The organism is Rhodococcus sp. ABRD24 (genome assembly GCF_004328705.1).
Lineage (GTDB): Bacteria > Actinomycetota > Actinomycetes > Mycobacteriales > Mycobacteriaceae > Prescottella.
In genome coordinates, this window is sequence record NZ_CP035319.1 from 4,426,957 (window position 1) to 4,444,361 (window position 17,405).

Sequence of the window (17,405 nt, forward strand, 5' to 3'; positions counted from 1 at the left end):
GTCGGCATGTGGCAGGCGTACGGATGGTCATTCTCACCCACCTTCGGCGCCCTGAGCTGCGGTTCGGGCAAATGTCGGGATCGAACCCTGGACTTACATGGACTTCCAACTATAGGATGGGCGAAGAATGCCGGAGGTGACGCATGTCCCCTCCTCGTCACCGCATCGACCAGCGAAGGATGGATCCGGACATGAGCGTTCGAGAGCTCTCCCATTTCATCGGCGGCAAGCACATCCCGGGATCGTCCGGGAGGTTTGCTGACGTTTTCGATCCCAATACCGGGCGGGTGCAGGCACGGGTTCCGCTTGCGGACCAGGCCGAGACCGAGGCCGTGATCGCGAATGCTGTTGATGCGCAGCGTGAGTGGGCGTCGTGGAATCCGCAGCGCCGCGCCCGCGTGCTGATGCGGTTCCTGCAGCTGATCCAGGAGGAGATGGACCCGCTCGCGCGTCTGCTCTCGTCCGAGCACGGTAAGACCATCGCCGACGCCAAGGGCGACATCCAGCGTGGCCTCGAGGTCGTCGAGTTCGCTGTCGGGATCCCGCACCTGCTCAAGGGCGAGTACACCGAGTCCGCCGGCAACGGCATCGACGTGTTCTCGATGCGCCAGCCCCTCGGTGTGGTCGCGGGTATCACCCCGTTCAACTTCCCGGCGATGATCCCGTTGTGGAAGGCGGCGCCCGCTCTGGCGTGCGGTAACGCGTTCATCCTCAAGCCGTCCGAGCGGGACCCGTCGGTGCCGCTGCGGCTGGCGGAGTTGTTCCTCGAGGCGGGGCTGCCGCCGGGGGTGTTCAACGTCGTCAACGGCGACAAGGGTGCGGTGGATGTGCTGCTGACCGATCCGCGGGTCAAGGCCCTCGGTTTCGTCGGCTCCACCCCGATCGCGCAGTACATCTACGAGACCGCGGCCGCGCACGGCAAGCGTGCCCAGTGCTTCGGTGGCGCGAAGAACCATGCGATCGTGATGCCCGACGCCGACCTCGACCAGGTCGCCGATGCTCTCGTCGGTGCCGGCTACGGCTCTGCCGGTGAGCGGTGCATGGCGATCTCCGTCGCGGTCCCGGTCGGTGAGGAGACCGCGGACGCGCTGGTGGCGAAGCTCACCGAGCGGGTCGCCACGCTCCGTATCGGCACCTCCGACGACGAGAACGCCGATTTCGGTCCGCTCGTCGGCGCCGACGCCCTCGCCCGGGTGAACGACTACGTGCAGATCGGTGTCGACGAGGGCGCCGAGCTGGTCGTCGACGGCCGCGGTTTCACCCTCGACGGCCACGAGGGCGGATTCTTCGCCGGCGCAACCCTGTTCGACCGGGTCACCCCGGACATGCGGATCTACCAGGAGGAGATCTTCGGTCCCGTCCTGCAGGTGGTCCGCGCGGGTGACTACGAGGAGGCGTTGCGTCTGCCGTCCGAGCACCAGTACGGCAACGGTGTCGCGATCTTCACCCGTGACGGTGACACCGCCCGCGACTTCTGTGCTCGTGTCGATACCGGCATGGTGGGCGTCAACGTCCCGATCCCGGTCCCGATCGCCTACCACACCTTCGGTGGCTGGAAGCGCTCCGGATTCGGTGACCTCAACCAGCACGGCCCGGACTCGATCCGTTTCTACACCAAGACCAAGACCGTCACCCAACGCTGGCCGTCGGGCGTCAAGGAGGCGTCCTCGGGTCGCTCCGCAAGCTCCGCTCCTGAAGCGTCCAACCACTTCGTCATCCCGACGATGGACTGACCCGGTGAAGAAGTACGTGCCGAGCTGGCACGACGACGAGGTCCGGGCGCTCTCCGAACTCGCGGCCGGATTCTTCGAACGCGAGGTCGTCGCCAACAACGAGAAGTGGGAGGCGCAACGCCGCATCGACCGCGATGTGTGGCTGACGGCCGGGAAACTGGGGCTGCTCTGCTGCTCGATTCCCGAGGAGTACGGCGGCGGCGGAGGCACGTTCGCACACGATCTCGCGGTGTTCGAGGCGCAGGGCTACGCGGGTGATCTCGCGTTCGGCGTCTCCGTACACAGCGGCATCGTCGCGCATTACGTCAACGAGTACGGCACCGAGGATCAGAAGCGGACGTGGCTGCCCGGCATGGCGTCCGGGGAGATCCTCGGCGCCATCGGCATGACCGAACCGGGCGCCGGATCGGACCTCAAGGCCATCCGGACGACGGCGGTGCGGGACGGCGACCACTACGTCGTCAACGGCTCGAAGACGTTCATCACCAACGGTTCCTCCGCCGACATGATCGTGCTGGCGGTCAAGACCGACCCCAAGGCGGGTGCCCGGGGAGTCTCGCTGTTGATCGTCGACCTGCGGGACTGCCCCGGATTCACGGTGGGGCGGGTGCTCGACAAGGTGGGTCAGCACGCCGCGGACACCTCCGAGCTGTCGTTCGTCGATGTGAAGGTTCCGGTGTCGAACCTGCTGGGCGAGGAAGGCCAGGGTTTCGGCCAGCTCATCGCCCAACTCGTCCAGGAGCGGCTGATCATCGCGGCCCAGGCGTCGGGGGCGATGAACCGGGCCGTGGAGGAGACCGTTGCCTATGTCAAGTCCCGGCAGGCGTTCGGCCACAGCCTGTTCGAGTTCCAGAACACCGCGTTCGAACTCGCCGAGTGCCAGACGATCGCGCGCACGTGCGAGGTGTTCCTCGACCACTGCATCCAGGAGCACCTGCGCGGCGAGCTCGAGGCGGCCGAGGCGGCCATGGCGAAGTACTGGCTCACCGACAAGCAGTGCGAGGTCGTGGACCGCTGCGTGCAGCTCTACGGCGGCTACGGCTACATGCGCGAGTACCTCGTCGCCCGGATGTACGAGGACGCCCGGGTGCAGAAGATCTACGCCGGTGCCAACGAGGTCATGAAGGGAATCATTGCGAAATCCCTCTGACGACCGCGGCCACCACGTCATCGACGATGACGACGAACTAGGAGCGAAGGCAATGTTCAGACTTTCCGACGACGAGCGCGCGATCAGCGACACCGCGCGCGACTTCGCCGCGGAATACCTGGCGCCCAATGCGATCGAGTGGGACCAGAACAAGCACTTCCCGGTCGACGTGCTGCGCAAGGCCGGTGCGCTCGGCATGGGCGGCATCTACATCCGCGAGGACGTCGGCGGCTCGGGCCTCACCCGGCTCGACGGCGTCCGGATCTTCGAGCAGCTCGCCACGGGCTGCCCGTCGATCGCGGCATACATCTCGATCCACAACATGGTCACGTGGATGATCGACGAGTTCGGTGACGACGAGCAGCGCCGACGCTGGGTGCCCGGGCTTGCCTCGATGGAGCAGCTCGGCAGCTACTGCCTCACCGAGCCCGGGGCCGGCTCCGACGCGGCGGGCCTGTCCACCAAGGCCGTTCGCGACGGGGACGACTACCTGCTCACCGGCGTCAAGCAGTTCATCTCCGGTGCCGGCACCTCCGATGTCTACGTTGTGATGGCCCGCACCGGCGACGCGGGTGCGCGCGGCATCTCGGCGTTCATCGTGCCGAAGGACTCGCCGGGGCTGTCGTTCGGTGCCAACGAGAAGAAGATGGGCTGGAACGCCCAGCCGACCCGGCAGGTCATCCTCGACGAGGTGCGGGTGCCGGCCGCGAACCTGCTCGGCGGCGAGGGTGAGGGCTTCCGCATCGCGATGAAGGGCCTCAACGGCGGGCGGCTCAACATTGCCGCCTGCTCGGTGGGTGGTGCGCAGGCCGCGCTCGGCAAGGCCGTCGCGTACCTCGGTGAGCGGAAGGCGTTCGGGGCGGCGCTCGTCGAGTCGCAGGCGTTGCAGTTCCGCCTGGCCGACATGCGGATCGAACTCGAGGCGGCGCGCTCCTTGCTGTGGCGGGCCGCGGACGCGCTCGATGCAGATAGCGCGGACAAGGTGGAGCTGTGCGCGATGGCGAAGCGCTTCGCGACGGACACCGGGTTCACGGTCGCGAACGAGGCCCTGCAGCTGCACGGCGGCTACGGCTATCTGGCGGAATACGGATTGGAGAAGATCGTGCGAGATCTGCGGGTGCATCAGATCCTGGAGGGGACCAACGAGATCATGCGGGTCGTGGTGGCCCGGTCGGTCATCGGATCGGCGGGCGCGGCGTGAGCGAAGCGAACGGAGCAATCCAGCGTAGCGGCGTGAGCGAAGCGAACGGAGCAATCCAGCGCAGCGGCGTGAGCGAACTGAATGCGAACCACGAGGCCGAGGTCATCGTCGACCGCGTGGGCGATCTGGGCCGCATCACGCTCAACCGTCCCAGGGCGATCAACGCGCTGAACCATGCGATGGTGCGGCAGATGGCCTCGGCGCTGCTGGAATGGTCGGACGACGACGCGGTTCGCGCGGTGCTGCTCAGAGGCGCCGGCGATCGTGGCCTGTGCGCCGGCGGCGACATCGTCTCGATCTATCACGACGCCCGCGAGGGCGGCGACGGGTCGAAGGAATTCTGGCGCGACGAGTACGTCCTCAATGCTGCGATTGCCCGCTACGGCAAGCCGTATGTCGCGATCATGGACGGCATCGTGATGGGCGGCGGCGTCGGTGTCTCGGCCCACGGCAACGTCCGGATCGTCACCGAGCGGTCGATGATCGGGATGCCGGAGGTCGGGATCGGCTTCGTTCCCGACGTCGGCGGCACACATCTGCTGTCCCGGGCGCCGGGTGAACTGGGTACGCACATCGCGTTGACCACCGCCCGGCTGTCGGCCGGTGACGCGATCCATTGCGGGTTCGCCGACCACTTCGTACCGTCGGACCGGCTCGAAGAGTTCGAGCTCGCGTTGGCCTCCGGGCCGGTCGACGATGCCGTTGCGCGCTTCGCTCAGCCCGCGCCGGTATCGGCGCTGGCCTCGCAGCAGGGGTGGATCGACGCCGCTTACGCGGCCGACACCGTCGAGCAGATCGTCTCGAATCTGCGATCGAGCGGTGTCCCTGAGGCTGCCACGGCGGCGGACCAGATCCTCGCGAAGTCGCCGACCGCGGCGAAGGTGACGTTGCGGGCGCTGCGGCAGGCGCGTGAGCTGGGCAGCCTCGAGGCAGTGCTCGATCAGGAGTATCGGGTGTCGTTGGCGTGCCTCGGATCCCACGATCTCGTCGAGGGAATCCGCGCGCAGGTGGTAGAGAAGGACCGTAATCCCGCATGGTCGCCGTCGACCCTCGATGCGGTCACCGACGAACACGTGGATCGATTCTTCGAGTCGCTCGGCGAGGCCGAACTAGGCCTGGCTGAGGCACTCGTGAATGGGGAGGAAGAACGATGAGCAGCACGAACGTCACCGTCGGATTCGTCGGGCTCGGCCACATGGGTGGACCGATGGCCGCGAATCTCGCGAAGGCGGGCTATCGGGTCAAGGGCTTCGACCTGGCTTCCGCAGCACTCGAACAGGCCGTGCGGGACGGCATCACCGTCGTCGAGTCCGCAGCCGATGCGGCCACCGACGCAGATGTCGTGATCACGATGCTGCCCAGTGGCAAGCACGTGCACGGCCTCTACGAGGGCGGGCTGCTGGCCGCAGCGCGGCCGGGAACGCTGTTCGTCGACTGCTCCACCATCGACGTCGCCGACGCCCGCACCGCCCACGAGATGGCCGAGCAGGCCGGACATCGTGGCCTCGACGCCCCCGTCTCCGGTGGTGTCATGGGCGCCGCTGCAGGCACGCTCGCGTTCATGGTGGGCGGGGCCGAAGAGGATTTCGAGGCGGCGCGACCGTTACTCGAGGTGATGGGCCGCAAGGTCGTTCACTGCGGTGGTGCGGGTGTCGGGCAGGCCGCGAAGATTTGCAACAACATGATCCTGGGTGTCTCGATGATCGCCATCAGCGAGGCGTTCGTCCTCGGGGAGAAGCTGGGGCTGAGCAACCAGGCGTTGTTCGACGTCGCGTCGAACGCGTCGGGGCAGTGCTGGGCGCTCACCACCAACTGCCCCGTCCCGGGGCCGGTGCCGACCAGCCCCGCGAACAACGAGTACCAGCCGGGATTCGCGGCTGCGCTCATGGACAAGGATCTGGGCCTGGCCGCGAACGCGCTGCGCACCAACGGTGTCGACGCGGAACTCGGCATGCGGGCCGCCGAGCTGTACCGGCGGTTCCACGAGACCGGGCACGGCGGCGAGGACTTCTCGGCAATCATCAGGGACATCAGGGACAGGTCGAACGGAGGCACTCGATGACGGATTACGAGACCATTCTGGTCAGCCGGACGGGACGCGTGGGCATGATCACGCTCAACCGGCCGAAGGCGCTCAATGCGCTCAACGCACAGCTGATGTCCGAGGTGGTCGCTGCCGTCGAGGATTTCGAGCGCGACCGCAGCATCGGCTCGATCCTGATCACTGGTTCGGATCGCGCGTTCGCCGCCGGCGCCGACATCAAGGAGATGCAGAGCAAGTCGTTCATGGACATGTACCTCGACGACTGGTTCTCGGCCTGGGACCGCCTCGCCGCGGCCCGTAAGCCGATCATCGCCGCGGTCGCCGGCTACGCGCTCGGCGGCGGCTGTGAGCTCGCGATGATGTGTGACGTGCTGCTCGCCGCCGACAATGCGAAGTTCGGCCAGCCCGAGATCAAGCTGGGTGTACTTCCCGGAATCGGTGGCTCGCAGCGCCTCACGCGTGCGGTCGGCAAGGCGAAGGCGATGGATCTGTGTCTGACCGGACGGACGATGGACGCCGCGGAGGCTGAGCGAGCCGGGCTGGTCGCGCGGGTGGTCCCGGCGATCGACCTGATGGACGAGGCCATCGCGACCGCGGAGAAGATCGCGGACATGTCGCTGCCGATCGCGATGATGGTCAAGGAATCGGTCAACCGCGCGTTCGAGTCGACGTTGTCCGAGGGTGTGCGCTTCGAGCGGCGAGTGTTCCACTCCGCGTTCGCAACCCAGGATCAGAAGGAAGGCATGGCGGCCTTCACCGAGAAGCGTGACCCGAGTTTCGGGCACCACTAGCGCCCTCGGCAGCGGCCCCGTATCGCACAGCGATACGGGGCCGCTGTGCGTTCGGGCTACTGCGTCAGTGCCACTTGCCAGGCTGGTCGCCGGTATCGAAATCGCCTGCCCGATAGCGCAGTTCGGTGAGAATTCGGATCAGCGAATCCAGCTTGTCCGGGTCCAGGCCGGGCTCGGCGAACACCTGTGCATTGAGCGCCTCCGTGGCCCGCAGTGCGAGTTCCCGTCCCTCCCCGGTGATCTCGATGAGGGTCGCGCGACGGTCGGTGGGATGCGGTACCCGCCGGACCAGCGCCGCGTTCTCGAGTCGGTCGACGGCGTTGGTGACGCTCGTCGGATGTACCTGCAACCGGGCGCTCGCCTTGGCCATCGGCAGGGCACCGGTTCGGGTGAAGGTCAGCAGGGTGAGCAGCTCGTAGCGGGAGAACGTGAGGCCGAACGGTTTCAGCGTCTCCTCGACCCGGGCCATCATGATCTGCTGCGCCCGCACCACCGACGTCACCGCGGCCATTCCGTCGGCCACTGTGCCCCAGCCGTGCTGCGTCCACTGACGGTGCGCTTCCTCGATCGGATCCAGCGGCAGTGGTGACGGTGACGGCATGCATCGATCATCCCATGCTGCGCCCACGAATCGATCGCTGTACCTTCCCGAAACCCGCTCCGATCGTGCTCGGAGGGTCGACGGTGCCGGAATCCTGTCTGCCCGATTCGGCTATGCTGGCCGGGACCGTGTTCTACCGGGCGCAGAGCGTGAACGAGGAGGAAGTGCATGGGGTTTTGGGATCAGCTCAAGGTGAAGACCCAGGAGATGAGCGGGCAACTTCAGACGAAGACCGCGCAGTTCAAGAACAAGGAGTTCGCGAACGGCTCCATGGCAATGTGCGCGCTCATCGCCGCTGCTGATGGCAGCATCGATCCGGCGGAGCGTCAGAAGACGGCCGCGCTGATCATGAACAATCAAGCGCTCCAGGTATTCGAGGCTTCCGAACTACGTGAGAAGTTCGACTGGTTCTGCGACAAGCTGGCAGGGGACTTCGACTTCGGCAAGGTCGAGGCCACCGCAACGATCGGCAAGCTCAAGTCCAAGCCGGAACAGGCGCGCGCGGTCATCCAGATCGGCATCATCATCGGCGGCGCGGACGGCAACTTCGACCAGCACGAGAAGGCGGCCGTCAAGGAAGCCTGCTTCGCGGTCGGCATCGATCCGTCCGAGTTCGATCTCTGATCGTCTGACTTCTTGCCCTCGGCGTTCCGCATCATTGCGAACGCCGAGGGCATTCTTTTGTCTCCAGGCGGTCCGTGAGAGGTGCGCGAGCCTCGTCGAGTGAGATCGACGTAGGCGGCGAGAGCGGATACAGCAGCGGCAGCGAGTGGGAACTCGCTGCCGCTGCTGGTTTCGGGTGTCGGGTGGGGGTGATACCTACTTACGCCCCGCCTGCCATTGCATGCCCCAACCGTACGCGGCGTCCAGATCGGACTGGCTGCCGTTGATGTACTGGACGAGACGATTGACGGTGATGCCGTTGCCCGTGTTCTCGAGCATCGCGATGGCGCAGATTCGGGCGTTGTTGTCGGCCGAATCGAGGCGAACCTCGATCTGCGGGCCCACCGTGGGGAACAACGTGACGACGCCGTCGACGGCCGCCCAGTTGGGGGCGCCCTGGTAGATCATGGCGAAGATCAGCACCCGCCGGAACATCTCCGGGCGGTCCAGATTCACGTGCATGTTCTCGCCGCCGGAGACCGAACCGCTCCGATCGTCGCCATCGAGCTGGACGAACGGGGCAGTGTTCAGCGACCCGAAGCTGTTACCCAGGGCCTGAATGACGCCCTTGGATCCGTCGGTCAGTTCGTAGAGGCAGCCGAGGTCGAGATCGACTCCGCCGCCACCGGTCAGCTTGGCGAAGAAGCCCTTCTTCTGGGGCTCGGCACCCTGCGACCAGTTGAGGTTCACGCGCATCGTGCCCTGGCGTTCACCGGCCTTGGTGAGGCTGACACTCGGAGCGCTCTTGGTCAGGCTGATCTTGCTGAGGTTCACGCCGCCCTGCGGCGTCGCGCCGGCCGGGGGTGTGCTCGGGCGGCGGGTGTAATCGATGGCCATCGTTGGCTCCTTCGGTTCGAGTCGGGTCAGCCGACTGCGGCGGGGGTGCGCTCGGAGAGCTCGTCTCCGTTGCCGGCCTTGCGGTTACGGATGAGGCTGGAGATGAATGCGGCCCCGATGAGGAGAATGCCGACGAGGCCGGTGATCAGCTCGTTCACGTGTACGCCGATCGACACGAGCAGGATCACGGCCAGGGCGCCGATCGCCCAGTGCGCGCCGTGCTCGAGGTAGACGTATTCCGAGAGGGTGCCCTTCCGGACGAGGAAGACCGTGATCGAGCGGACGAACATGGCGCCGACGAAGCCGAGGCCGAGGGCGATGATGATCGGATCCGAGGTGATGGCGAATGCGCCGATCACGCCGTCGAACGAGAAGGACGCGTCGAGGACCTCGAGGTAGAGGAACAGGAAGAAGCCGGCCTTGCCGGTTGCCTTCGCCAGATTCGACGGCCCGCGGGAAGGCTCGCCCTCCTCGCCCTCCTCGGGGAGGTTGAACAGCTCGCCCAGACCGTTGACGACGATGTAGAGGATCAGGCCGGCCACGCCGGCCACCATGACCGTCGCACGGTTTTCGTCGTCGGCGAACAGGAACGAGGTGGCCAGCAGGAGGCTTCCGGCGACGACGACCTCGAGCTGATCGAGCTTGCCGATCCTGGCCAGCGGGCGCTCCAGCCAGCTGAGCCAGGTGATTTCGCGTGATTCGAAGATGAAGTTCAGGAACAGCATCAGCAGGAACATGCCGCCGAACGCGGCGATCTGCGGATGTGCATCAGTGAGAATCGTCTCGTAGCTCGCGCTGCCGTCGGGGAAGTACGCGGCGTCATCGGCGGGGGGATTGAGCGCCAGTCGCATTGCTTCGACCGGACCGAGCCCGGAGGCGACCCAGACGATCACCAGCGGGAAGACCAGGCGCATGCCGAACACGGCGATCACGATGCCGATGGTGAGGAAGATCTTCTGCCAGAACTCGCTCATCCTTTGTAGGACGGTGGCGTTGATCACTGCGTTGTCGAAGGACAGCGAGATTTCGAGGATCGACAGGATCGCGACCAGGAAGACGGCTTCGGGGCCGCCGTAGATCCCAGCCACTATGAGAGAGAGCACTGTGACGACTATGGAGATGCCGAAAATGCGTAGAACCATTGTGCGGCCGTTCTGTAGGGTCGCCGACCTGGACGGCCGGCGTCAGTAGATGGCTCGGTCAGCCGAGATTGACGCCGTAGTCGCGGGCGATGCCGGCCAGGCCGGAGGCGTAGCCCTGCCCGATGGCACGGAACTTCCATTCGGAGCCCCGGCGGTAGACCTCTCCGAAGATCATCGCGGTTTCGGAGGACGCGTCCTCGGACAGGTCGTAGCGGGCCAGTTCGATTCCGGTGTTCCGATCGACGACGCGGATGTAGGCATTGCGGACCTGACCGAACGACTGGCCGCGCGCATCAGCCTCGTGTATCGAGACCGGGAAGAAGATGCTGGTCACGTTGGCTGGCAGGGCGATCAGGTCGACATGGATGACCTCGTCGTCACCGTCGCCGTCGCCGGTGAGGTTGTCGCCGGTGTGCTCGACCGAGCCGTCCGGCGATCGCAGATTGTTGTAGAAGACGAAGTGCTGATCGGAGAGGACCTTGCCGGTTGCGCCCGTCAGCAGAGCCGAGGCGTCGAGGTCGTAGGCGACCCCGGTGGTGGCCCGTTCGTCCCAGCCGAGGCCGACAGCAACGGTGGTGAGGTTGTCGGTCTGCTTCGAGAGGGAGACGTTGCCCCCCTTGGTGAGCGTGACGCTCATGGTCTGGTTCCTCTTTAGGCAGCGGATTTCGGACTGCGGAACGAGGACGCTCCGAGGGCAGGAAAATGTTGTCCGGGCAGCGTGGCCGGACTGCCGGTTCGTCGGAGTTCCTGTTCCTGTGACGTGCGGCCGCGGGATCCTGGCCCGGATTCCGCGGCCGCACGTTCAGGTGAATCGGTCGAACGTGCCGGAACGACTAGACGTTGACGCCGTAGTCGCGGGCGATGCCGGCCAGGCCGGAGGCGTAGCCCTGGCCGACCGCGCGGAACTTCCACTCGGCGCCGTGGCGGTACAGCTCACCGAAGACCATCGCGGTCTCGGTCGAGGCGTCCTCGGACAGGTCGTAGCGGGCCAGCTCGTTGCCGTTGGCGCGGTCGACGACGCGGATGTAGGCGTTGCGGACCTGACCGAACGACTGGGCGCGGGTGTCGGCATCGTAGATCGAGACCGGGAAGAAGATGCTCTCGATGTTCGCCGGAACCGCAGCGAGATCGACGTTGATGACCTCGTCGTCGCCCTCGCCCTCACCGGTGGTGTTGTCGCCGACGTGCTCGATCGAGCCGTCGGGCGAGCGCAGGTTGTTGAAGAAGACGAAGTGCTGGTCGGAGACCACCTTCTTGTCGGCGCCCGCGGCGATCGCACTGGCGTCGAGATCGAAGTCGGTGCCGGTGGTGCTGCGCACGTCCCATCCGAGACCGACCGCAACCGCGGTGAGATTCGGCGCCTCTTTTGTGAGGGAGACGTTTCCGCCCTTGGTCAAGCTGACGCCCATCGAGGAGTCCTTTCAGTGGTGTGGAATCCAGGCACCAACCTTCGGCCGCGTGCCCGATATGTCGTACTTCAGGATCGTGCAACACCACAATATGCGGTGGGCCGACATCGTGCCGCCGCGCCGGTCGTCAAATCGTCGATCTGGGCAAATCCAGTACGATGCAGCGGTGGCCGGCAGATGGTCGGGGCGGATCTTCGGAGAGTCCCGCGACGAGGACGAGGCGGTGCGCCGTGCTCGCGAATCGATGACCGCCGCGTTCCTCGACATGGACGGCCGCCAGCGTATCGCCGAGGCGTCCGTTTCGGCATCGAATCAGCTCTTTCCGGAGAAAGGCCTCCGGGGCCTGTGGTTGCCGGTCCGCGACACATGCTATGAGGCAGGCGGTCGGTACGTGGCCATGTGCGAGGCGGGCGACCGCGATCGGGTCGCAGCCGTGGACCTCACAGCAACGACCCGTTCGCTGGTCGATGCTGCGCGCCGAGTGGACGAGTTCTACGAAGCCCATCGCGGTCACCTCGAGCACGCAGCGTCGTTGCTCGCCGCCATTCCGCGGGTCGCTGCTGAGGCCCAATCCGCTGGGAGTGCTGCTCGGCAGCGGGCAGTCGGACAGTTTGCGGGTTACTCCTCGGTCCGGGCCGGCGTTGCGGCGATCGACGAGGCCTCGCTCTTGTTGTCCGGTGCCCGTGCGCAGGACGACGTCCGAAGTGTCCGTGATGCGGCAGCGCGTCTCAACAGCGCGGCAGCCGAGCTGGAATCCGCGCTGGCTGCAGCCCCGAACCGGGAACGCGAGGCGCAGAAGGCGCTCTCATCGGTGTCGACCCGGATTGCTGCGGTCCGGCACCGGGCCGGAGAGCTCGGTCCGGCGTACTCATCGATCCTGCGCGAGTTCAATGCCGCGAGCTCGGACGATCTCGTCGGCAACGACACGGAGAGTGCCCGTCTCATCGACGAGTCCGAAGTGCTGCTCGCCGAGGCGAAGGATGCGTTGGTGGGGGGAGACCCAGACCTGGCATTGGAGCTGACCGCGCGGGTGCGGGCGAGGCTCTCGGATGCGGAGGGCGTCGTCGCTGCTGTCACCGACAGGCTTCGGCTTTTGCGTGAAGTACGCGCCGAACCTCGGGCCAAGGTCGATGCCGTACGCTTTCGGCTTCGGGACGCCCAGCTGCTCGCAGTCAATTCGGGGCTTGCCGCCGAGTGGGGTTCGGCTCTGGATGCTCAGGTGGACCGGATCGAACGGGCCGTCGATGGCCTGACCGGTACACATCCGGACTATTGGGCCTACATCACCGAACTCGATGCAGTGTCGACGTTCGTCGCTGGAATTGTGCAACGCATGAGAGGGCAGAGCGCCACACCATGACATGGGGGACTACTACCGACGCGTGCGCGATGCGGCATTTCCATCACCTTGACGCCGAGACCGCCGATGCGCTGTTCCTGCATCGGCCCGAGTCGTTCGACGACAGTGCGGACCGGGACCTGCTGGCCGTCGCACTCGGTGCGACCCTGTACGTCCCTGCCACGCGGGATGACCTCACTGCGACGATCCTGCGCCGTGCCGGCGGGGGTGTGTGCTCGATGGTCCTCGATCTCGAGGATGCCGTCGCGGACGACGAAGTCGAAGCGGGTATGGCCAATGCAGTCGCAGCGCTGAACGAGCTGGCCGGAACCGTCGCGGCCAACATGTTGCTGTTCGTGCGGGTCAGGACGCCGGGCGACATTCGGGCGATCACGGACGCGCTCAGCACCGGTGTGGTCGCGCTGACCGGATTCGTCGTCCCGAAATTCACCAGTGACAGTGGTGCCGCGTTCCTCGACGAGATCACGGAAGCGTCCGACCGGCTCGGCAAGCATCTGTACGCGATGCCGGTGCTCGAGTCGCCGGAGTTGGTGCACCGGCAGAGCCGCGACGTCGAACTGCATGCGGTCAGCGAACTGCTTGCGCGGCACCGCGACCGCGTCCTGGCGATCAGGATCGGTGCGACAGACATGTGCAGCACGTTCGGGATCCGCCGGGATCGGGACCTCACCATCTACGACGTCCGTGTGGTCGTCGACGTCATCGCCGACGTCGTGAACTATCTGGGTCGTGCTGACGGCACCGGGTTCGTCATCACAGGGCCGGTGTGGGAGTACTTCGCCGACCATGAGCGGATGTTCCGGCCGATGCTGCGCGCCACTCCGTTCGTCGAGCAGGACGCCGTACTCTTCCGGCAGCAACTCGTCAGCCGTGACCTCGACGGGTTGCTGCGTGAGATCGCGCTGGATCGGGCGAACGGCATTCACGGCAAGACGGTCATCCACCCCTCCCATGTGGCAGCCGTCCATGCGCTGTCCGCCGTTACGCACGAGGAATACCATGACGCGCTCGACATCCTCGGTAGCGGGGCCAACGGCGGCGTACAGGCATCGGGATACAAGAACAAGATGAACGAGGTTCGCCCGCATCGGAATTGGGCCGAGGCAACGCTGCGGCGCGCCAGGGTGTTCGGCGTCACCAACAAGGGTGTGACGTTCGTCGACCTGCTGACTGCGCTGGTGGCGCGTTGACCGCCCCGGACGTTCCGGTCGCCGAACCGTGGGCGACACGCGAGTTCGGACTCGCCCTCGGGCATTCGGAATCCGACGCCGGCTACACCGCCTCACAGCTAGTCGAACCCGGGCTGCGCCGCAATCCGCGCCGCGCGCACCTGCTGGTTTCGACGGTCCTCGGCAAGCATCTGCCCACCGCTCCCGACGACGTCATCGCCGCCGGTGATCGACTCGGCGAGCTGGTTCTCGCCGCGCTGGCACTACCTGCCGGCCACGAATCCGAGGTCGATGCCACCGTCCTCGGATTCGCCGAGACGGCAACCGGACTCGGGCACTGCGTCGCCACCCGGATCAGAGCCCGGTGCTATCTGCATTCGACCCGGCGGGACGTGCCCGGAGCGGAGACCGTCGCTGGGTTCGAGGAGGGGCACTCCCACGCGACGAGTCACCTCCTGCAACCCACCTCGCCGGACCTGCTGGCGAGCGACTGCCCGATGGTGCTGGTTGACGACGAGATCTCCACCGGCGCCACGGCCGTCGACGCCATTCGTGCCCTGCACGCACACCATCCGCGCGGCCGATACATCGTTGCGGCGCTGGTCGACATGCGGACCGGGCACCATCGTGACCAGACCGCCGCCGCTGCCGCCGAACTCGGTGTCGCCATCGACTTCGTCAGTCTCGCGAGCGGTCACACCGTCCTCCCTGAGGGACTGATCGAGCGGGTCGTCGCCCTGCCGGACCCGGTCCTCAATCCGGTGTCCGGCAATCGCGGCGAGTCCGAAGTGGTCGGGCTGTCCTGGCCGGCGGCGGTGCCGGACGGCGGCCGTCACGGATTCCTCTATTCCGACGCAGCGGGATTCGACGCGGCGATCACGGCGGCCGCGACGGAACTGGCGGCGCGCATCGATCCCGATCGCCCGATTATCGTCATCGGCCACGAAGAGCTGATGTATCTGCCGCTGAGACTGGCTTCGGAACTGGCCCGGAACGGGCTCGCGGTGCGATTCCAAACCACTACGCGCTCGCCGGCGTACGTGCTCGATGAGCCCGGATACCCCCTGCGCCGCGGCTACATGTTCGTCGCACCCGAGGCCGACGACGCAGCGCCGCGGTACCTCTACAACGCCTACTGGTCCGACGATCCGACGGTGCGTCCCCTTCTACTGGTCGTCGCGGACTCTCCCGCCGACACCGACCGGCTGCGCTGCGACGGTGGGCTGCTCGATGTCCTGACGGCCGCGGGCAACGACGTCCTGCTCGTGGTAGTCCCGGCCACCGACCCCCGGCATCTGGCGCGCATCCGACGGGATCCGGTGTGACCGCGCCATTGACCGGCCCCGACTTCGGCTCGTATCCGGCTGCCGACGTCCGCTGGCTGCTCAAGGACCTGTCGGCGGTGAATCTCGAGGCCGATGTCGCCGAACGGGAACGGCGTATCCAGTCGGGCCGCGCGCACTACGCGGAATCACTGCCCATCGAGTACCAGCCGGACGCGCAGTACCGGGAGCTCTTCGACAAGGTCCTGGTCGAGAGCGCCGAGCGGTTGGCCCGGGCGGTCGGTGCCGTCACCGAACTCGTACTGGCGGAGCGGGGCCACGACATCACGCTCGTCTCCCTCGCGCGCGCTGGAACCCCGATCGGGATTCTGATGCGTCGCTGGGCAATGCGGATGCACGGTCTCGATCTACCGCACTACGCGGTGTCGATTGTCCGGGATCGCGGGATCGACATCGCGGCAATGGAATACCTTGCTGCCCATCATGATCCGTCGTCCGTGGTGTTCGTCGACGGCTGGACCGGCAAGGGTGCGATCACTCGGGAACTCGACACCGCGCTGGCAGACCACGCCGCGGCGGGTGGGCCGGTGTTCAATTCCGATCTTGCCGTACTGGCCGATCCGGGCGCGTGTGCGCGTACATACGGCACGCGTGACGACTTCCTCATTGCGTCCGCGTGTCTGAACTCGACCGTCTCCGGACTCGTTTCGCGCACCGTCCTCAACGACTCGCTGATCGCGCCCGGCGAGTTTCACGGCGCCAAGTTCTACCGCGAACTTGCCGAGGACGACGTCTCCAACAATTTGCTCGACACGATCGGAGAGAGATTCACCGACGTGGAATCGGCGGTCGTGGGTGACGTGGCCGCGATCCGGTCCGGCGATCGGACTCCGACGTGGGCAGGTTGGGCTTCGGTCGAGAAGATTCGTCAGCGGTACGACATCTCGACGGTCAACTACGTCAAACCGGGCGTCGGGGAGACCACCCGGGTGCTACTGCGTCGCGTTCCGTGGAAGGTGCTGGTGCGAGATCTCGATGCGCCCGAACATGCCCATATTCGGCTTCTCGCGGATGCCCGCAGTGTCCCGGTCGAGGTCGTGCCCGACCTCGCGTATTCCTGTATGGGCTTGATCAAGGACATCACATGACCATTCTCGTGGCGACCGACCTCGACCGGACGATGATCTACTCGCGGGCCGCGATGGACCTGGAGCCGACGACAGCCGAGTCCGACCTGCAGTGCGTCGAACACTATGACGGCGCGCCGCTGTCGTTCGTCACTGTGACCGGTGCGAGGCTGCTGCAAGCCGTGGCCAGGACGGCGGTTCTGGTACCGACCACGACTCGTACCATCGAACAGTTCCGGCGAATCGCCTTGCCTGGCAGCCCGTGGCGCTACGCCATCACCAGCAACGGCGGCAACATCCTCGTCGACGGTATCCCGGATCCCCGCTGGCGGAGCGGCATCGACGAGAGTGCCCGCAGTCGAGGGGCAGGGCTCGACGAGGTCACCACCGCACTGCGATCCAGGATCAGTGACGACTGGGTCCGCAACTGTCGGGTCGCCGACGAACTCTTCTGCTACCTGGTGGTCGATCTCGCGGCGCTGCCGGACGACTTCCTGGCCGAGTGGGGTACGTGGTGCGGTGCGCGTGGCTGGAACGTCTCCCGGCAGGGCCGCAAGATCTACACCATGCCCGATGCGGTGTCGAAGAGTTCCGCGGTGGCCGAGGTTCGCAGGCGTCTGGTTGCCGATGGCTCGATTGCCGAGGTTGCGATGACGCTCGCGGCCGGGGACGGCGCGCTCGATGCCGACATGCTCGCCGCCGCGGACGCCGCGATCCGGCCGCGGCACGGCGAACTCGACGCGCTCGACTGGCAGCATCCGCACCTGACCGTGACGAACAGGCGCGGAATCGCTGCGGGGGAGGAGATCCTGCGCTGGTTCCTCCTGCACGCCGAGAAGGATCCCGCTGTGCCGGCTGGGCAGAACCTGCCAGCCGGCGCCCACATCTGACCGAG

The 17,405-nt window shown here is 66.3% G+C and carries 17 protein-coding genes; 12 read left to right on the plus strand and 5 right to left on the minus strand.

Annotated elements, in window-relative coordinates:
* Nucleotides 1-191 precede the first annotated feature (191 nt).
* The 6 genes from ERC79_RS19740 (at nucleotide 192) to ERC79_RS19765 (ending at nucleotide 6,919) form a co-directional block, all read left to right on the plus strand.
* Nucleotides 192-1,733, plus strand: coding sequence for a CoA-acylating methylmalonate-semialdehyde dehydrogenase (locus tag ERC79_RS19740; RefSeq protein ID WP_131580084.1), 1,542 nt, complete (start codon nucleotides 192-194; stop codon nucleotides 1,731-1,733).
* A gap of 4 nt (nucleotides 1,734-1,737) precedes the next feature.
* On the plus strand, nucleotides 1,738-2,883 hold the full coding sequence (locus ERC79_RS19745) for an acyl-CoA dehydrogenase family protein (RefSeq protein WP_131580085.1): 1,146 nt from the start codon (nucleotides 1,738-1,740) through the stop codon (nucleotides 2,881-2,883).
* Nucleotides 2,884-2,935: 52 nt separating this feature from the next.
* Nucleotides 2,936-4,084 (plus strand): acyl-CoA dehydrogenase family protein, encoded by a 1,149-nt coding sequence (locus ERC79_RS19750; protein ID WP_131580086.1) that lies wholly within the window; start codon nucleotides 2,936-2,938, stop codon nucleotides 4,082-4,084.
* Between the two features lie 77 nt (nucleotides 4,085-4,161).
* Nucleotides 4,162-5,238, plus strand: a complete 1,077-nt coding sequence (locus ERC79_RS19755; RefSeq protein ID WP_131581356.1) for an enoyl-CoA hydratase/isomerase family protein — start codon at nucleotides 4,162-4,164, stop codon at nucleotides 5,236-5,238.
* On the plus strand, nucleotides 5,235-6,146 hold the full coding sequence (mmsB, locus tag ERC79_RS19760) for a 3-hydroxyisobutyrate dehydrogenase (RefSeq protein ID WP_131580087.1): 912 nt from the start codon (nucleotides 5,235-5,237) through the stop codon (nucleotides 6,144-6,146). The genes ERC79_RS19755 and mmsB overlap by 4 nt, the downstream gene beginning before the upstream one ends.
* The gene (locus ERC79_RS19765) at nucleotides 6,143-6,919 is read left to right on the plus strand and encodes an enoyl-CoA hydratase (protein WP_131580088.1); all 777 of its coding nucleotides are present in this window, start codon (nucleotides 6,143-6,145) and stop codon (nucleotides 6,917-6,919) included. Before mmsB ends, ERC79_RS19765 begins: the two co-directional genes overlap by 4 nt.
* A 64-nt stretch (nucleotides 6,920-6,983) precedes the next feature.
* On the opposite strand, the gene ERC79_RS19770 is transcribed toward ERC79_RS19765, so the two are convergent.
* Nucleotides 6,984-7,520 (minus strand): MarR family transcriptional regulator, encoded by a 537-nt coding sequence (locus ERC79_RS19770; RefSeq protein WP_131580089.1) that lies wholly within the window; start codon nucleotides 7,518-7,520, stop codon nucleotides 6,984-6,986.
* Between the two features lie 168 nt (nucleotides 7,521-7,688).
* Here ERC79_RS19770 and ERC79_RS19775 point away from each other — a divergent pair, with 168 nt between their 5' ends.
* Nucleotides 7,689-8,144, plus strand: coding sequence for a TerB family tellurite resistance protein (locus ERC79_RS19775; RefSeq protein WP_131580090.1), 456 nt, complete (start codon nucleotides 7,689-7,691; stop codon nucleotides 8,142-8,144).
* Nucleotides 8,145-8,339: 195 nt separating this feature from the next.
* On the opposite strand, the gene ERC79_RS19780 is transcribed toward ERC79_RS19775, so the two are convergent.
* The 4 genes from ERC79_RS19780 to ERC79_RS19795 all read right to left on the minus strand — a co-directional run bounded on the left by ERC79_RS19780 (nucleotide 8,340) and on the right by ERC79_RS19795 (nucleotide 11,571).
* On the minus strand, nucleotides 8,340-9,020 hold the full coding sequence (locus ERC79_RS19780) for a tellurium resistance protein (protein ID WP_131580091.1): 681 nt from the start codon (nucleotides 9,018-9,020) through the stop codon (nucleotides 8,340-8,342).
* A 26-nt stretch (nucleotides 9,021-9,046) separates the two neighbouring features.
* Nucleotides 9,047-10,162, minus strand: a complete 1,116-nt coding sequence (locus ERC79_RS19785; protein WP_131580092.1) for a DUF475 domain-containing protein — start codon at nucleotides 10,160-10,162, stop codon at nucleotides 9,047-9,049.
* 58 nt (nucleotides 10,163-10,220) lie between these two features.
* Nucleotides 10,221-10,799, minus strand: coding sequence for a TerD family protein (locus tag ERC79_RS19790; protein WP_131580093.1), 579 nt, complete (start codon nucleotides 10,797-10,799; stop codon nucleotides 10,221-10,223).
* Between the two features lie 196 nt (nucleotides 10,800-10,995).
* The gene (locus ERC79_RS19795; RefSeq protein WP_131580094.1) at nucleotides 10,996-11,571 is read right to left on the minus strand and encodes a TerD family protein; all 576 of its coding nucleotides are present in this window, start codon (nucleotides 11,569-11,571) and stop codon (nucleotides 10,996-10,998) included.
* Nucleotides 11,572-11,737: 166 nt separating this feature from the next.
* On the opposite strand from ERC79_RS19795, the gene ERC79_RS19800 reads away from it, so the two are divergent.
* From ERC79_RS19800 to ERC79_RS19820, 5 genes are read left to right on the plus strand one after another with little or no spacing between them, the layout of a single operon-like run.
* Nucleotides 11,738-12,931, plus strand: a complete 1,194-nt coding sequence (locus tag ERC79_RS19800) for a hypothetical protein (protein ID WP_242676651.1) — start codon at nucleotides 11,738-11,740, stop codon at nucleotides 12,929-12,931.
* Nucleotides 12,932-12,960: 29 nt separating this feature from the next.
* On the plus strand, nucleotides 12,961-14,121 hold the full coding sequence (locus tag ERC79_RS19805; protein WP_131581360.1) for an HpcH/HpaI aldolase/citrate lyase family protein: 1,161 nt from the start codon (nucleotides 12,961-12,963) through the stop codon (nucleotides 14,119-14,121).
* A complete protein-coding gene (locus ERC79_RS19810) occupies nucleotides 14,118-15,425 on the plus strand; it encodes a phosphoribosyltransferase family protein (protein WP_131580095.1) in 1,308 nt (435 codons plus the stop codon). The genes ERC79_RS19805 and ERC79_RS19810 overlap by 4 nt, the downstream gene beginning before the upstream one ends.
* Entirely contained in the window at nucleotides 15,422-16,531 is a 1,110-nt protein-coding gene (locus ERC79_RS19815; protein ID WP_131580096.1) for a cysteine protease StiP family protein, read from the plus strand. The genes ERC79_RS19810 and ERC79_RS19815 overlap by 4 nt, the downstream gene beginning before the upstream one ends.
* Nucleotides 16,528-17,400 (plus strand): HAD family hydrolase, encoded by an 873-nt coding sequence (locus ERC79_RS19820; protein WP_242676652.1) that lies wholly within the window; start codon nucleotides 16,528-16,530, stop codon nucleotides 17,398-17,400. Before ERC79_RS19815 ends, ERC79_RS19820 begins: the two co-directional genes overlap by 4 nt.
* Nucleotides 17,401-17,405 lie beyond the last annotated feature (5 nt).

Bases quoted from the DNA above. Each gene is read 5' to 3' on its own strand.
- ERC79_RS19740 (WP_131580084.1), top strand. From the start codon at position 192: ATGAGCGTTCGAGAGCTCTCCCATTTCATCGGCGGCAAGCACATCCCG.
- ERC79_RS19750 (WP_131580086.1), top strand. From the start codon at position 2,936: ATGTTCAGACTTTCCGACGACGAGCGCGCGATCAGCGACACCGCGCGC.
- mmsB (WP_131580087.1), top strand. From the start codon at position 5,235: ATGAGCAGCACGAACGTCACCGTCGGATTCGTCGGGCTCGGCCACATG.
- ERC79_RS19765 (WP_131580088.1), top strand. From the start codon at position 6,143: ATGACGGATTACGAGACCATTCTGGTCAGCCGGACGGGACGCGTGGGC.
- ERC79_RS19770 (WP_131580089.1), bottom strand. From the start codon at position 7,520: ATGCCGTCACCGTCACCACTGCCGCTGGATCCGATCGAGGAAGCGCAC.
- ERC79_RS19775 (WP_131580090.1), top strand. From the start codon at position 7,689: ATGGGGTTTTGGGATCAGCTCAAGGTGAAGACCCAGGAGATGAGCGGG.
- ERC79_RS19780 (WP_131580091.1), bottom strand. From the start codon at position 9,020: ATGGCCATCGATTACACCCGCCGCCCGAGCACACCCCCGGCCGGCGCG.
- ERC79_RS19785 (WP_131580092.1), bottom strand. From the start codon at position 10,162: ATGGTTCTACGCATTTTCGGCATCTCCATAGTCGTCACAGTGCTCTCT.
- ERC79_RS19790 (WP_131580093.1), bottom strand. From the start codon at position 10,799: ATGAGCGTCACGCTCACCAAGGGGGGCAACGTCTCCCTCTCGAAGCAG.
- ERC79_RS19795 (WP_131580094.1), bottom strand. From the start codon at position 11,571: ATGGGCGTCAGCTTGACCAAGGGCGGAAACGTCTCCCTCACAAAAGAG.
- ERC79_RS19805 (WP_131581360.1), top strand. From the start codon at position 12,961: ATGCGGCATTTCCATCACCTTGACGCCGAGACCGCCGATGCGCTGTTC.
- ERC79_RS19820 (WP_242676652.1), top strand. From the start codon at position 16,528: ATGACCATTCTCGTGGCGACCGACCTCGACCGGACGATGATCTACTCG.